Here is a 14,003-nt window from a genome sequence, read left to right on the forward strand (position 1 = left end):
TCTCTCAGCGCTGAGGAACCGCGCTCACCGGGTGACCGCGTCGGCCGGGACGACGAGGGTGAGCTGGCTGCCGCCGTCGTGTTCCACGTGCAACCCGTTCCGGCGCAGCAGGGCCCGCAGCCGCACCACGGAGTCCGGCTCGGCCGTCGTCGTGGCCAGCAGCCGCGCGATCCGGCCCTTGTGCGCCTTGTTGAAGTGGCTGACCACCGCCCGGGTGCCGTCCGGTCGCTCGCTGAGCACCTGGACGGTGACCGCGTCGGGCACGGGGGCCAGCTCCGCGTAGGCGCCCGAACGCAGGTCGACGACGAGCTCGTCGGTCGCGGTCAGCGCGTCGGTGAGCACGGGCTTCCACAGCGACCGCAGGGTGGGCAGGCCGGGCAGCACCGAGCCCGCCGACAGCCGGTAGGCCGGCACCCGGTCCCCGGCCCGGACGACGCCGAACAGCGCCGACCCCACCGCCAGGCGCGTCGCGGCCCGGGCCCGCTGGGGGCGGGTCAGCGACCGGACGTCCAGCGCGTCGTAGAGCACGCCGGTGTAGCGCTCGATGGCCGGCATGGTCGGGCTGGTGCGCAGCGCGGCGTTGCGGGCGATCTCGTCGTCCTGCTTCGCCGACAGCCCGAGCGCGGCGCGGGCGGCCGGGACGTCGGCGGCGAGGGTGACCAGCGCGTGGACCAGCTGCTCCCGGACCGGCGTCAGCTCGGGCGCGGTCAGTGCGGCCAGGTCGAGCGGCGGGCCGTCGCCACCGGGCTGCTTGGTCTCCGACGGGGGCAGCAGGACGAGCACGTCGTGCGACGGTACGGGGCGGCGGTGAGCGCCCGGGCACCCCGGTGGCAGGCTGTCGGCACGCCCGGGGCCGCGGCGCGCACGGCGCTGCCCGGGGGCGCCGCGCCGTCGCGTCATCTAACGTCCTCTCGATCACTGCCGTGCGCGGTGCCAGGTGAGATCTGCAGGTCAGGAGGTGGAGACGGTGCTCGTGCTGGACAGCGCAGCCGTCTCCACCCGCGGCCCGCGCCCGGACAACCAGGACTCCGCGGTGGGTGGCCCGCTGCTGGTCGCGATCGCCGACGGCGTCGGCGGCAACGTCGGCGGGGCCGTGGCCTCCTCGCTGGTGGCCACCTGGCTCGCGCCGCTGGCGGTGGGCAGCACGGGTGAGGGCTCCGACGACCCGGTCCGGGTGGTGGCCAGCGCCAACGAGCGGATCCGGGCCGCCTACACCGAGCGCCCGCGGCTGCGCACGATGGCGACCACCCTCACCGCGGTGCACGCGGACGCCGAGGGGCTGGTGCTGCTGCACATCGGCGACTCCCGTGGCTACCTGCTCTCCGGCGGTGAGCTGGAGCAGGTGAGCACCGACCACACCCTGGTGCAGGCGCTCATCGACGCCGGCAGCCTCACCCCGGCCGAGGCCCGGGTGCACCCGCAGCGGTCGGCGGTCTACGCCGCGCTGCACGGCGCCGACGACGACGTCGCCGCCCTCGACGTGATCCGGCTGGGCGCCGCCGCCGGTGACCGGGTCATGGTCTGCTCCGACGGCCTCTCCGACGTCGTCCCGCCCGACGTCATCGCCGGGCTGCTCGCCACCGGCACCCCCGCCGAGGCCGCGGCGGCGCTGCGGGACGCCGCGCTGGCCGGCCCGCCCACGGACAACATCACGGTGGTGGTCGCCGACGTGCGGGCGACCGAGGAACCCGTGCCGCAGCGGCTGTGCACGGTGGGAGCGGCGCAGGAGCTGCGTGAGGAGACCGCCGAGGCGCTGGAGGCCGACTGGCCGGGTCCGGTGCCGGTCGGGCTGGTCCAGCACCGCCCGCACTGACCCGCGGAGCTGCCGCGGCAGAGAGACACGGCCCGCTGCGGCAGCTCCGAGGCGCTCAGGGGGTCTCAGGGCCTCGTGTCGACGTCCTGGGCCGTCGGGCGCGGGTCCTGGTCGGACGGCGCGACGGCCGTCTCCTCGTCATCCGCTGCCACGACGTACTCGTCGTCGCGCCGTCCGTCGTGGAGCCGGTCGTCGTCGAGTCGCGCGTCAGCGTCCGCGTCGTGCACCACGCCGGTGCGTGCGGCGTCGTCAGTGCCGGTGTCGTGCGCGACGCGGTTCTCGTGGCTCCCGGACTTCGCCAGGCCGCGAGCGAGCAGGTAGCCGATCGTCAGGTACGTGATGTAGCGGAGGGCGGACTCGGCCCCGAAGGGGTCCTCGCCCCCTCGGCCGTCGTCGTTGACGGCGAGCGCGGTGATGACGACGGCGAGCACGGCGCCCACGTAGGCGAGGAACTCGGTCGTCCGCAGCGCGGACTTCGTCTCGGTGCTCGGGCGGAGGTGCACCGCCTGGGCAGACGGGTTCCTGGCGGTGTCGCGGTTCGCGGTGCCGTTCGCCTTCTGGCTGTTGCTCGGCTTGTTGCGCTTCTTCCGGCGCTGGTTGCGGGACATCCGCGGTCAGCTGCCGTGCTCGTCGTAGAAGTCGCGGCTGCCCGACTTGGCCAGACCGCGGGCCACCATGTAGCCGATGGTGAGGAAGGTGATGTAGCGGATGGCCTCGGAGGCGCCGAAGGGGTCGCCGCCGCCGTCCTCCCCGTCCCCGACGACGAGGGCGGTGATCACCACCGCCGCCACTGCGGCGACGTAGGCGTACAGCTCGGTGGTCTTGGTCGACGCCTTGGTCTCGGTGCTGAGACGGCGGTCGCGGGTGGTGCGCTGGGCGGTGTTCGCCACGGGGTTCTCCTGGAGGTGTGTCGAACGAGCACGCCGCCGGGTGCACACGTCGCAGCCGTGCCGCGAAGCGCCGCCGATGCGGGCTCGTGGACGTGACGGGACGAGCGAGGGGGTGACGTGCTCGTCGCTCGCCGATCGGCGACGCACGGATGCCGGGGTCCACGCTGCTGGGACTGGCCAGGAACCATTCCTACGGCACCTGCGGCCCGCCGGCCACTCGGGTGAGCCACGGCGAGATCCAGCTGGAGCTCATGCACGTGCCGTCCTGACGGGCCTCAGTCGGCGAGGTCGACGACCACCGGGGCGTGGTCGCTGGCGCCCTTGCCCTTGCGCTCCTCGCGGTCGATGCGGGCGTCGGTCACCCGGCGGGTGAGCGCGGGGGAGCCGAGCACGAAGTCGATCCGCATGCCCTCGCGGCGCGGGAAGCGCAGCTGCGTGTAGTCCCAGTACGTGTAGACGCCGGGCCCCGGGGTGTACGGCCGGACGACGTCGGTGAACCCGGCGTCGACCACGCCCCGGAACGCCGCCCGCTCGGGCTCGGAGACGTGCGTGGAGTGGCTGAACACCGAGATGTCCCAGACGTCGTCGTCCTGCGGGGCGATGTTCCAGTCGCCGACCAGCGCGACCTGCGCGTCGGCGTCGTCGGTCAGCCAGCCGCCGGCGCTGACCCGCAGGGCCTCCAGCCACTCCAGCTTGTACTGCAGGTGCGGGTCGGTCAGCGTGCGGCCGTTGGGGACGTACAGGCTCCACACCCGCACGCCGCCGCAGGTCGCGCCCAGGGCGCGGGCCTCAGCGGCCGGCTCGGCGCCCTCCTTGGCCCACGAGGGCATCCCCGGGAAGCCGACCTCGACGTCGGTCAGCCCCACCCGGGACAGCAGCGCCACGCCGTTCCACTGCGAGTGGCCCACGTGGGCCACCTCGTAGCCCAGCGCACGGAAGCGCTCCTCGGGGAACTGCTCGTCCTTGCACTTGGTCTCCTGCAGCGCCAGCACGTCGACGTCGCTGCGCTGCAGCCAGGCCTCCACCCGGTCCACTCGGCTGCGGATGGAGTTCACGTTCCAGGTCGCCAGGCGCACGGGGACCGAGCCTAGGTGGCCCCCGGCGCGGCTCAGGCTTGGGGGAGCGGGGTCAGCTGGGTGTCCTGGCGGGCCTGCTGGCGGGCGCGCATCCGCTCGCGGCTCTCCACGAACTTGGTCGCCTGGGCGTCCAGCCCGGCCATGAACTGCGCGAGCTCCTCGCGGGCCTGCTCGCCGGCGGGGCCGAGGTTGGTCCGCTCGAACACCTTCCAGGCGCGCAGTACCGGGGAGATGACCTCGTCGTGGTGCAGGCGCAGGTCGTAGATCCCGGCCTTGGCGATGATCACCGAGTTCTTGCGGAAGCCGGCCATGGTGGCGCCGGGCATCTCGAAGCGCATGACCTCGTCGGCGACCGCCCGCATGGTGGCGTCGGGGTCGATCTCGAACGCCGCGGAGACGATGTTCCGGTAGAAGACCATGTGCAGGTTCTCGTCCTTGGCGATCCGGGCGAGCAGCTTGTCCGCGATCGGGTCGCCGGTGGCCTTGCCGGTGTTCCGGTGGCTCACCCGGGTGGCGAGCTCCTGGAAGGAGACGTAGACGACGGTCTCCAGCGCGGTCTTGTCACCGGAGTCGTAGCCGGAGGTCATGTAGTCCATCCGGGCCCGCTCGAGCTCCACCGGGTCGACGCCGCGGGTGACGACGAGGTAGTCGCGCAGGGCGATGCCGTGCCGGTTCTCCTCCGCCGTCCAGCGGCCCACCCAGGTGCCCCAGGCGCCGTCCCGGCCGAACTGGGTGGCGATCTCCCGGTGGTAGCTGGGCAGGTTGTCCTCGGTGAGCAGGTTGGTGAACATCGCCGCCTTGGCGGTCTCGTCCAGCATCGACTGCTCCGGCGACCAGTCCTCGCCGCCGAGGAAGGCGAAGTCGCGCCCCTGCGACCAGGGGATGTAGTCGTGCGGGTGCCACTCCTGGGCCAGGCCGAGGTGGCGGTTCAGGTTCTCCTCCACGACGGACTCGAGCTCGATGAGCAGTGCTGCCTGTGCGGTGGTCTGCGGCACGGGTCCTCCCGGATTCACCTACGGTCTCGTAACCTACGCAACCGTAACAACGGACGCAGCGGCTGGCGCTCCCCGACTACCCGCCTTCGGGCCGGCGCAGTCCGCGGGCTGTGCGAGTGGTCGCCGCCGCGCCCCCGCTTTGCCGCTGACCGTGATCATGTGCGGACGCACCGTCGACGCCGGGGGCCCGGACGGGTGATCCGCGGTCGCATCCGGGGCACCGCACCCGCCCACGGTGGGAGCATGGGCGGGATGACCGGGTGCTGCGAGGGGACGACGGCTGCGTGAGCGACGACCCATCGGGCCCCGCCCGCACCTCCGGGCCGCCTCCGCCCACCGGTGCCACGGCAGCCGGCCGTCGCGGCCGGTACGCCGACCGCGGCTTCGGCGCCGCGCTGGGGCTCACCGTCGTCGGCGCCGTCCTGCCGGGCACGGCGCTGGTGGCCGGTGGCCGCCGCCGTCTGGGCGCTGCCGTGCTCGTCCTCTTCGGGCTGCTGATGGCCGCGCTGGCGTGGCTGGGCCTGGGCGGCTGGCGGGACGCCGTCCGGGTGGCCGTGGACTCCACCGCCCTCACCTGGGTGGTCGTGGGGCTGGTCGCGCTCGCGGTCGCCTGGGCGCTGCTGGTGGTCGCCGGCTGGCTGGTGCTGCGCCCCCGCCGGCTGCGCCCCTGGCAGCAGGCCGTGGGAGCCGCGGTCGTCCTGGCCCTGTGCGCGGGGATCGCCTGGCCCACCTACCAGGCGGTGGGCGCGACCCTGGCCCAGCGCGACCTGGTCGACACGGTGTTCGCCGACCGGGAGAGCGCCACGGTCACCGACCCGGTGGACGACGAGCACCCCTTCGGCGACCGGGAGGAGGTCAACGTCCTGCTGCTCGGTGGCGACGGCGGGGAGGGGCGCGAGGGGGTGCGCACCGACACCGTCATCGTGGCCAACATCCAGACCCGGACCGGGGAGACGACGCTGTTCAGCCTCCCCCGCAACCTCCAGGACCTGCCCTTCCCGGAGGACAGCCCGCTGCACGACGTCTGGCCCGACGGGTTCGACGTCGGCAGCGAGAGCGAGAGCCTGCTCAACGCGGTCTACCGCAACGGGCCGGCCTGGTACCCCGACATCCTGGGCCCGACCGACGACCTCGGCGCGGACATGCTCAAGCTGGGCGTCGGCGAGGCGCTGGGCCTGCACATCGACTACTTCGTGCTGGTCAACCTCGAGGGGTTCAGCCGGCTGGTCGACGCCCTCGGGGGCATCACCGTGAACGTGAACTACTGGGTACCGATCAACGGCATCGTCGGCCAGGAGCTCCCGGACGACTACATCGCGCCGGGCCCCGACCAGCACATGGACGGCGTCCGTGCGCTGGACTTCGCCCGGGGGCGCTACGGGCTGTCGGACTACCAGCGGATGGACCGCCAGCGGTGCGTCATCGACGCGATCGTCGAGGCCGCCGACCCGGTGACCCTGCTGTCCCGCTACCGGGAGCTGGCCGCGACCACCCAGGACATCGTCTCCACCGACATCCCGCAGTCGCTGCTGGACGACGTCGTCGACCTGGCCTTCCTGGTGCAGGACACCGAGATCCGCAGCGTCGTCTTCGACGACACCGTGATCACCCCGGCCTACCCCGACTACGACCGCATCCGCTCGCTGGTGCAGCAGGCGCTGCAGCCCCCCTCGGACGGCGATGCGGCGGCCGGGACCACCGCGCCGCCGGCCGACGCCACGCAGCCGGCCCCCTCGAGCTCGACGGCCCGGTCGAGCGCACCGGCAGAGCCCACGCCGGCCGACCCGGTCGCCGAGGTCACGGACGCCTGCGCGTACGACCCGGTCCAGGCCCAGGAGGCGCTGGAGGCCGGAAAGCCGCCGACGAAGCGCGGCTGAGCCTCAGAGCCGGTCGAAGGGTGCGGCGTACCGGAAGGTGCCCGCGGGTGTGGCCGGCCCCAGCAGCCGGGCCTGGAAGTGCTCGCCCCACCCCGGGTCGGGAGCCGTCACGGCCAGCTCGGCGGCCGGGCGGAAACCGAAGCGGCGGTAGTACGCCGGGTCGCCCAGCAGCGCCACCAGCCGCTCGTCGCACGCCTCGGCCGCCGCCAGCACCGCGTGCACCAGCGCCGTCCCGACGCCGCGCCGCTGCGCGGCGGGCAGCACGCCCAGCGGACCGAGCCCCAGCGCCGGGACGCCGAGGGGCTCGAGCCGGCCGCGGGTCGCCAGCACGTGCCCGAGGACCCGGTCGCCGTCGACCGCGACCAGCGACAGATGCGGCAGGAAGCCGGGGTCCGCGCGGAGCTCGTCGACCAGGCGGGACTCGGGGACCTCGGCGCCGTCCGGCAGACCGGGCGCGGCGAAGGCCGCCCGGTGCACCTGCCGGACCTGCTCGGCGTCGGTCGGCTGCTCACGGCGGACGATCACGTCGGCATGCTGCTCCCGCGCCCCGGTGTCCGCACCCGGTTTGTGCCGGCCGCGCGCCCTCAGGCGGTGGCGAGGTCGCGGCGACGGAACGTGGCCAGCCCGATCACCGTCAGCGCCGCGGTGACCGCCAGCAGCCCGGCCACCGGCGCGGTCGACCAGGGCTCCACCGGCATGGCCGGCGTCCAGGCCAGCGGCGAGAGGTCGGCGACCCAGCCGGGCCAGTCGAAGGACTCTGCGAACAACGTGACGACGGCGACCAGGCCGAAGGCGGCCCATGCCGCGGGCAGCGCCGGCTCGGGCGCCAGCCCCACCAGGGCGACGGCGACCGCCACGAGCACCCAGACGCCGGCAGTGTGTGCCAGCGCCGCGCCGAGCACCCGGACGAGGTCGCCGGCGTCCCCGGTGGAGGCCGCGCGAGCCGCGCCCGTGCCGAGCCCGCCCAGCGCCAGCAGGACGACCGTCCCGGCGAGCGCGACGAGCACGTGCCCGCCGAGCCAGCGGCTCCGCGAGGTGGCGGTGGCCAGCACCGGCTCGGCGCGCCCGGCGGTCTCCTCCGCGCGGGCCCGCAGCGCCGCGGCGACCCCGTAGGCGGCCACCAGCAGCGCGGTCGTGGTGAGCGCGACGCCGATGAAGGCGTCGACCAGGCCGGCGGCGGTGGCGTCGGGCAGGAAGGCGGCGACGTCGGGGTTCTCGGCCAGCAGCGTCTCCACGGACTCGGCGAGGGCGCCGTAGGCCGCGCCCAGCAGGGTCACCCCGACCGCCCAGCCCAGCAGTGCGCCGCGGTGCAGCCGCCAGGTCAGCCCCAGTGGCGAGAGCAGCGACCGCGGGGCCACCGCGGCCGCGGGGCGGGGTTGCACCAGCCCGGCGCCGAGGTCGCGCCGGTCCAGCACCTGGGCGGCGGCGGCCATCCCCAGGAGGCCACCGGCGACGCTCAGCAGCAGCGGCCACCAGCGGTCGCCGGACCAGGGGTGGCTGGCCTGGGCCCACCCCACCGGGGATGCCCAGGACAGGCCGTTGCCCTCGACGTCGCCGATCGCCCGCAGCACGAGGGAGACGCCCAGCAGGGCACCCACCAGCCCGTACACCCCGCGGGCGGTGGAGACGACCTGGGCAGCCAGTGCAGTGAGCCCGGTGAAGGCCAGCCCGGTCGCCGTCGCGGATGCGCCCAGCACGAAGGCCCCGAGCGCGGGGAGCCCGCTGGCGGTCGCCCCCGCGCCGATCGCGGCCCCCAGCGCGGCGCTGGCGAGCGCGGCGGCCCCGGCCGCCGCGGCCAGCGGGGCGTGCCGGCCGATCTGGGTCGACCGGACCAGCTCGGTGCGCCCGAGCTCCTCGTCGGCGCGGGTGTGCCGCACGGTGGTGAACATGACCATCAGCACCGCGACGACGGCGAGCGGGGTGGCCATCTCGAAGGCGACGGTGCCCGCGATCGTGTCCAGGCCCACCGGCGGGCCGGCGAGGGCGATCGAGGCGGCGTTGCTGCCCACGGAGGCCCGGTAGGCGGCCAGCGAGCCGGGGGAGTCGTAGGTCGACTGGGCGGCGGCGGACTGCACGACCACCAGCAGGGTGCCGCCGACCACCCAGACGGGCAGCCGGACCCGGTCCCGGCGGAGCGCGAACCGCAGCAGCGCGCCGGTGCCGGTCAGCGCGGGGCGGGCGGTCACCGCGCGTGGGCCGTCTGGTCGTAGTGCCGGAGGAAGAGCTCCTCCAGGGTGGGCGGCGCGCTGTGCAGGGACCGCAGCCCGGCCTCGCTCAGGCAGCGCACCGCGGCGTCCAGCGCGTCGCCGTCGACGTCGAAGGCGACCCGGCCGTCGGTCACCTCCAGCCCGTGCACCCCGGGCAGCTCGGCCAGCCCGGGCGCCGGGCGGTCGGTCTCCGCGGTGACCGCGGTGCGGGTCAGGTGGCGCAGCTCGGCCAGGCTGCCGCTCTGCACGGTGCGGCCCTGCCGGATGATGCTCACCCGGTCGCACAGCGCCTCCGCCTCGGCGAGGATGTGGCTGCTCAGCAGGACCGTGCGGCCCTCGGCACGGACCTCCTGCACGCAGCGCTGGAAGGTCGCCTCCATCAGCGGGTCGAGCCCGGAGGTCGGCTCGTCGAGCACCAGCAGCTCGGCGTCGGACGCCAGCGCCGCGACCAGCGCGACCTTCTGCCGGTTGCCCTTGGAGTAGGTGCGCGCCTTCTTCCGCGGGTCGAGGTCGAAGCGGTCCAGCAGCTCGGCGCGGCGCCGGGGGTCCAGGCCGCCGCGCAGCCGGCCGAGCAGGTCGATGACCTCCCCGCCGCTGAGGGTGGGCCACAGGACGACGTCGCCGGGCACGTAGGCGAGCCGGCGGTGCAGGGCGACGGCGTCGCGCCAGGGGTCGCCGCCGAGCAACCGGACGTCGCCGGAGTCGGCGCGCAGCAGCCCGAGCAGCACCCGGATGGTGGTGGACTTCCCGGCGCCGTTCGGGCCGAGGAAGCCGTGCACCTCGCCGGTGCGCACGGTGAGGTCGAGCCCGTCCAGCGCCCGGGTGCGCCCGAAGGACTTCACCAGCCCGGACACCGCGATCACCTCGGTCATGGCGGCGAAGCTACACACAGTTCACAAATTTCTGAAGTTCATTGAGGGTGATACAGGCGGGTAACCTCGCGTCCCGAGGTGCAGGAGAGGAGGTCCGGTGGCCGATGAGGACGACGCCGAGCGGGTCGTGCTGCTCCGGTTCGTGGAGCGGTTCGCCCTGGTGCTGCGCGAGACCGGTATGCAGCCGATGGCCGCCCGGGTGCTCGCCTACGCACTCGCCGACGACGCCGACCGCTACACCGCGACCGAGCTCGCCGAGGGGCTCCAGGTCAGCCCCGCGGCGATCAGCGGCGCGGTGCGCCAGCTGGTGCAGATCGGTTTCCTGACCCGGGAGCGGGAGCCGGGCACCCGCAGTGACCTCTACGTGCTGCACGACGAGGACCTCTGGTCCCGGTTCTTCGCCGCCCGGCTGGGCGCCCTGGAGCACTACGAGCGGGTGGTCGCGGGCGGGGTGGCCGACCTCGGCGACGAACGGCCCGGTGGCCGGCGGCTGGCCGAGACCCGCGACTTCTTCGCGTACTTCCGGGAGGAGCTCGCCGCGATGCTCGATCGGTGGCCCGCCGAGCGCGACCGGCGTGCCGCCGGTGGCGCACCTGCCCGCCCGTAGGGTCGGGGCGTGACCTCACCCGGCCCCCACCGCCCCCGTGAACGACTCGTCGGCCTGCTCGTGCTGGGCATCGCGGCCGTGCTGCTGGTCTCCAGCGTCACCTGGTTCGGCGCCGACCGGGCCGGCGTCGGCATCGGCCAGCTGGTGCTGGGCGTCGTGCTCGCGGTGGTCGGGTTCCTGCTGTACCGCCGCGCGCCGCGCGGCTGAGGCGGGGACCAGGCGCTCTCTCGCACCACGAGGTCCGCGGCGACCGCCTGGAACCGTCCTCAGCGGCCGCCCGGGGGCTCGTCCTCGGCATCGGCCGGCCGATGGCCGGCGCGCTGCTGGCGGCGGTCGGCCGCGTACTCCGCCGCCGTCCGCAGCAGCGCCGTGCCCGGGCCACGCGGCCGCCGGTGGGCCTCCTCGGCCAGTTGCCGCATGGCGACGACCGACGCGGGCTCCCCGGTCATCGCGCCAGCTCGGTGACCGGTGCCTCGGCCAGCTCGGTGCCGTCCGCGGCCAGGAAGCGGACCGTGGCCGCAGCTGGGCCGTCCCCCGCGCTGCCCACCCCGGAACCGGCGACCAGCGGCAGGGTCGTGAGGAGCGCCCCGTCGCTGTCCAGCACCTCGGCCACCGCAGCGTCCGGGGGGCCGCTCACCGCGAGGTCCCCGCCCAGCGGCACCGCCAGCAGCTGATCGACCAGCGGGACGCCGGCCGGCCGCGGGTCGGCGGTCGACGCCGAGCCGGTGGTCGACCCGTCGGCCTCCAGCCGGGTGGCGCCGACCACCAGCACCGTCGCGCCGGAGCGGAACGTGACGCCGGCCAGCACCATCTCCCCGCTCCCGGTCGGCCCCGCCGCGAGCAGCACCGGGGTCGCGCCGTCCAGCCCGGACCCGTAGGTGCCCACCGCCACCTGCAGCATCTGCTGCACCGCCTGCTCGGAGACCCGGGACCGCAGCCCCCGCGGGTCGCTGGCCTCGACCGGGATCGGGAGCACCGCCTCGGCGCGGTCGGTCATCGTGAGGCTCATCGAGCCGAGCGCCTGGCCGTTCCGCTGGACCGCGATGTGCATGGGAGGCGTGCCACGCGGGTCGCCGATCGCGCCGGCGGCCACGCCGTCCGCTCCCGGCATCGTGCGCCGGTCCACTCGTTCCTCGCCGGCCGCGGTCACGGTCGTCCCGTCGACGTACTCCACGGTGTCGCCGGGGAGGCCCACCACGACCAGGAGGCTGGACGACCCGCCGGCGGGGACGTCGACCAGGCCCGTGGGCTGGTTGCGGACCAGCCGCTGCACGCCGGTCGCCTGGGTCATCTCCGCGGGCTCCGCGCCGGCGGGGCCGGTGAACCAGGTCCCGCTGATCCGCCCGTCCGCGCTGCCCAGCACGAAGGCGATCCGGACCCCGTCCACGTCGTCGGCCCAGGCCACCCGGTGGCTGTCGACCGGCGGAGGGGTGGCCGGGTCGAGCTCGTCGGGCTCCCACGGCAGCGCGGCCACCGCCTGCAGCCACGCGGCGTCGTCGGCGAGCGCCCCGCGGACGGGGACGTCGTAGAGGCTCGTGGTCGTCACCGTCCGGGTCGCCGGGGCCGCGGCGTCGGACCGGCCGACGTCGGGCAGCAGACCGCCCACCACCGGGACCGCGCCGAAGACCAGCACCACCGACAGCCCGACGCCGGCGACGGCGGCCTGGTGGCGGCGGCGACGGCGGTGCCGCTCGCGGGTGCGGGTCACCAGGTCCCGCGGGTCGGGGGCCAGTGGGGTGGGCCGGTTCGCCAGGTGCGACCGCAGCTCGGTCTCGACGTCCAACAGGTCCACGTCAGCACTCCTCGAGGGCGCGGGCGGGCAGGGCTGCGCGCAGCCGCGCGAGCCCTCGGGTGGTCTGGCTCTTGACGGTGTTGACCGAGCAGCCCAGCGCGGCGGCGGTGGCCGCCTCGCCGAGGTCCTCGCCGTAGCGGAGCACCAGCACCGCCCGCATCCGGGGCGGCAGGGTGGCCAGCGCGGTGGCCATCCGGTCCCGTTCGGCGACGTCGTCGGTCGGGTCGGGGCCGGCGACGTCGTGCGCCGGGAGCGAGACGATCTCCTGCGTCGTCCGCCGGCGTCGCCAGCTGGCCGCGCTGGTGACCAGCACCTTGCGCACGTAGGGGTAGGGGTCCTCGCGGGAGATCCGCCCCCAGTGGCGGTAGGCCTTGAGCAGCGCCGTCTGCAGCAGGTCCTCGGCGTGACCGCGGTCGGCGGTCAGCAGGAACCCGACCCGCAGCAGGTCGTCGGAGCGCGCGGCGACGAACGCCTCGAACTCCGCCTCGTGGTCGGCTCGCACCCGGTCTCCTCCCGCCGTCACCCCCTAGGACGCCGTGAGGGGCGCCGCGGGGGTGTCACCGTGACCGAGTCGTGACCTCCAGCCCTGATACACGCCGGCCCGGAGGACGTGCGGGCGTCAGCCGTGCCAGGGGCGCTCGCGCGCCAGCTCCTCCCGGGCGACCGAGCGGACGTGCACCGCGTCGGGCCCGTCGACGATCCGCAGCGTGCGGGCGCTGGCGTAGAACCGGGCCAGCACGGTGTCGTCGCTGACCCCGGCGCCGCCGTGCACCTGGATCGCCCGGTCGATCACGTCGCAGGCCACCTGAGGTGCGGCCACCTTGATCGCGGCGATCTCGGTGCGCGCGCCCTTGGCACCGTGCCGGTCGATGAGGTCGGCGGTCTTGAGCACCAGCAGCCGGGCGGAGTCGATCTCGATGCGCGAGCGGGCGATCAGCTCCCGGACGGTGCCCTGCTCGGCCAGCGGCCGGCCGAAGGCGACCCGGGCCTTGGCCCGCTCGACCATCAGCGTGAGCGCCCGCTCGGCCATGCCCAGCGCGCGCATGCAGTGGTGGATCCGGCCGGGGCCCAGCCGGGCCTGGGCGATCATGAACCCGTCGCCCTCCCCGGCCAGCAGGTTCGACACCGGTACCCGGACGTCGGTGAACCGCAGCTCCGAGTGCCCGTGCTGGTCCTGGTAGCCGAAGACCGGCAGGTGCCGGACGATCTCCAGGCCGGAGGTGTCCCGGGGCACCAGCACCATCGACTGCTGCCGGTGCGCGGCGCCGTCGGGGTCGGTCTTGCCCATGACGATGAAGACCTGGCAGCGCTCGTCGGCGGCGCCGCTGGTCCACCACTTGCGGCCGTTGACCACGTACTCGTCGCCGTCGCGCACGATCGAGGTCTGGATGTTGCGGGCGTCGGAGCTGGCGACGTCGGGCTCGGTCATCGCGAACCCCGACCGGATCTCCCCGGCCAGCAGCGGCTCCAGCCAGCGCGTCTTCTGCTCCGGCGTGCCGAAGAGCATCAGCGTCTCCATGTTGCCGGTGTCCGGGGCCCCGCAGTTGGTCACCTCCGGCGCGATCACCGGTGACCAGCCGGTCACCTCGGCGACGCTGGCGTACTCCAGGTTGCTCAGCCCGGACAGCTCGGGGGAGAAGAGGTTCCACAGCCCGCGGGCCCGCGCCTCGGCCTTGAGCTCCTCGAGCACCGGCGGGTGCCCGTGGTCGTCGTGCCCGCGGGCGGCCCGCCAGGCGTCGTACACCGGCTCGGCGGGGAACACCCGTTCCCGCATGAAGTCCCACATCCGGCCGGTGACGTCCTCGGCCCGGGCGGACAGGCTGAAGTCCATGTCCGGACCGTAGTCGCGCCGACGCACGACCGCCCCGGACGCC

The 14,003-nt window shown here is 75.0% G+C and carries 16 protein-coding genes; 4 read left to right on the top strand and 12 right to left on the bottom strand.

The window, feature by feature from the left end; translation table 11 throughout:
- Nucleotides 1–24: 24 nt before the first annotated feature.
- Entirely contained in the window at nucleotides 25–783 is a 759-nt protein-coding gene (yaaA, locus tag ACI79Y_RS10500) for a peroxide stress protein YaaA (RefSeq protein ID WP_457158425.1), read from the bottom strand.
- Between the two features lie 175 nt (nucleotides 784–958).
- Here yaaA and ACI79Y_RS10505 point away from each other — a divergent pair, with 175 nt between their 5' ends.
- The gene (locus tag ACI79Y_RS10505) at nucleotides 959–1,813 is read left to right on the top strand and encodes a PP2C family protein-serine/threonine phosphatase (RefSeq protein ID WP_457158426.1); all 855 of its coding nucleotides are present in this window, start codon (nucleotides 959–961) and stop codon (nucleotides 1,811–1,813) included.
- A 65-nt stretch (nucleotides 1,814–1,878) separates the two neighbouring features.
- Here ACI79Y_RS10505 and ACI79Y_RS10510 read toward each other — a convergent pair whose 3' ends face one another.
- The 4 genes from ACI79Y_RS10510 to ACI79Y_RS10525 form a co-directional block, all read right to left on the bottom strand.
- Nucleotides 1,879–2,421: a hypothetical protein gene (locus ACI79Y_RS10510; protein WP_457158427.1), complete on the bottom strand. Its 543-nt coding sequence runs from the start codon at nucleotides 2,419–2,421 to the stop codon at nucleotides 1,879–1,881.
- Between the two features lie 6 nt (nucleotides 2,422–2,427).
- Nucleotides 2,428–2,703, bottom strand: coding sequence for a hypothetical protein (locus tag ACI79Y_RS10515; RefSeq protein WP_457085117.1), 276 nt, complete (start codon nucleotides 2,701–2,703; stop codon nucleotides 2,428–2,430).
- A gap of 275 nt (nucleotides 2,704–2,978) precedes the next feature.
- Nucleotides 2,979–3,779, bottom strand: a complete 801-nt coding sequence (locus ACI79Y_RS10520) for an exodeoxyribonuclease III (RefSeq protein WP_457158428.1) — start codon at nucleotides 3,777–3,779, stop codon at nucleotides 2,979–2,981.
- A 32-nt stretch (nucleotides 3,780–3,811) separates the two neighbouring features.
- Nucleotides 3,812–4,774: an acyl-ACP desaturase gene (locus tag ACI79Y_RS10525; protein ID WP_457158429.1), complete on the bottom strand. Its 963-nt coding sequence runs from the start codon at nucleotides 4,772–4,774 to the stop codon at nucleotides 3,812–3,814.
- A 284-nt stretch (nucleotides 4,775–5,058) separates the two neighbouring features.
- Here ACI79Y_RS10525 and ACI79Y_RS10530 point away from each other — a divergent pair, with 284 nt between their 5' ends.
- Nucleotides 5,059–6,651, top strand: a complete 1,593-nt coding sequence (locus ACI79Y_RS10530; protein WP_457158430.1) for an LCP family glycopolymer transferase — start codon at nucleotides 5,059–5,061, stop codon at nucleotides 6,649–6,651.
- 3 nt (nucleotides 6,652–6,654) lie between these two features.
- Here ACI79Y_RS10530 and ACI79Y_RS10535 read toward each other — a convergent pair whose 3' ends face one another.
- From ACI79Y_RS10535 to ACI79Y_RS10545, 3 genes are read right to left on the bottom strand one after another with little or no spacing between them, the layout of a single operon-like run.
- Nucleotides 6,655–7,176 carry a GNAT family N-acetyltransferase gene (locus ACI79Y_RS10535; protein ID WP_457158431.1) on the bottom strand — a complete coding sequence of 174 codons (522 nt, stop codon included), beginning with the start codon at nucleotides 7,174–7,176 and terminating at the stop codon, nucleotides 6,655–6,657.
- A gap of 59 nt (nucleotides 7,177–7,235) precedes the next feature.
- Nucleotides 7,236–8,837 (bottom strand): ABC transporter permease, encoded by a 1,602-nt coding sequence (locus ACI79Y_RS10540; protein ID WP_457158432.1) that lies wholly within the window; start codon nucleotides 8,835–8,837, stop codon nucleotides 7,236–7,238.
- Nucleotides 8,834–9,730 (bottom strand): ATP-binding cassette domain-containing protein, encoded by an 897-nt coding sequence (locus ACI79Y_RS10545; protein ID WP_457158433.1) that lies wholly within the window; start codon nucleotides 9,728–9,730, stop codon nucleotides 8,834–8,836. Before ACI79Y_RS10545 ends, ACI79Y_RS10540 begins: the two co-directional genes overlap by 4 nt.
- A gap of 97 nt (nucleotides 9,731–9,827) precedes the next feature.
- Between ACI79Y_RS10545 and ACI79Y_RS10550 the strand changes: the two genes are divergently transcribed.
- On the top strand, nucleotides 9,828–10,337 hold the full coding sequence (locus tag ACI79Y_RS10550; RefSeq protein ID WP_457158434.1) for a GbsR/MarR family transcriptional regulator: 510 nt from the start codon (nucleotides 9,828–9,830) through the stop codon (nucleotides 10,335–10,337).
- Nucleotides 10,338–10,346: 9 nt separating this feature from the next.
- On the top strand, nucleotides 10,347–10,544 hold the full coding sequence (locus ACI79Y_RS10555) for a hypothetical protein (RefSeq protein WP_457158435.1): 198 nt from the start codon (nucleotides 10,347–10,349) through the stop codon (nucleotides 10,542–10,544).
- Nucleotides 10,545–10,603: 59 nt separating this feature from the next.
- Here ACI79Y_RS10555 and ACI79Y_RS10560 read toward each other — a convergent pair whose 3' ends face one another.
- From ACI79Y_RS10560 to ACI79Y_RS10575, 4 genes are all read right to left on the bottom strand, one after another.
- Complete coding sequence (locus ACI79Y_RS10560; RefSeq protein ID WP_457158436.1) at nucleotides 10,604–10,786, bottom strand: hypothetical protein; 183 nt, start codon at nucleotides 10,784–10,786, stop codon at nucleotides 10,604–10,606.
- Entirely contained in the window at nucleotides 10,783–12,129 is a 1,347-nt protein-coding gene (locus ACI79Y_RS10565; protein ID WP_457158437.1) for a hypothetical protein, read from the bottom strand. The genes ACI79Y_RS10560 and ACI79Y_RS10565 overlap by 4 nt, the downstream gene beginning before the upstream one ends.
- Nucleotide 12,130: 1 nt before the next feature.
- Complete coding sequence (locus ACI79Y_RS10570) at nucleotides 12,131–12,631, bottom strand: SigE family RNA polymerase sigma factor (protein WP_457158438.1); 501 nt, start codon at nucleotides 12,629–12,631, stop codon at nucleotides 12,131–12,133.
- Between the two features lie 117 nt (nucleotides 12,632–12,748).
- Nucleotides 12,749–13,960 carry an acyl-CoA dehydrogenase family protein gene (locus ACI79Y_RS10575; RefSeq protein WP_457158439.1) on the bottom strand — a complete coding sequence of 404 codons (1,212 nt, stop codon included), beginning with the start codon at nucleotides 13,958–13,960 and terminating at the stop codon, nucleotides 12,749–12,751.
- Nucleotides 13,961–14,003: the final 43 nt, after the last annotated feature.

This window comes from Modestobacter sp. SYSU DS0875 (assembly GCF_054050915.1).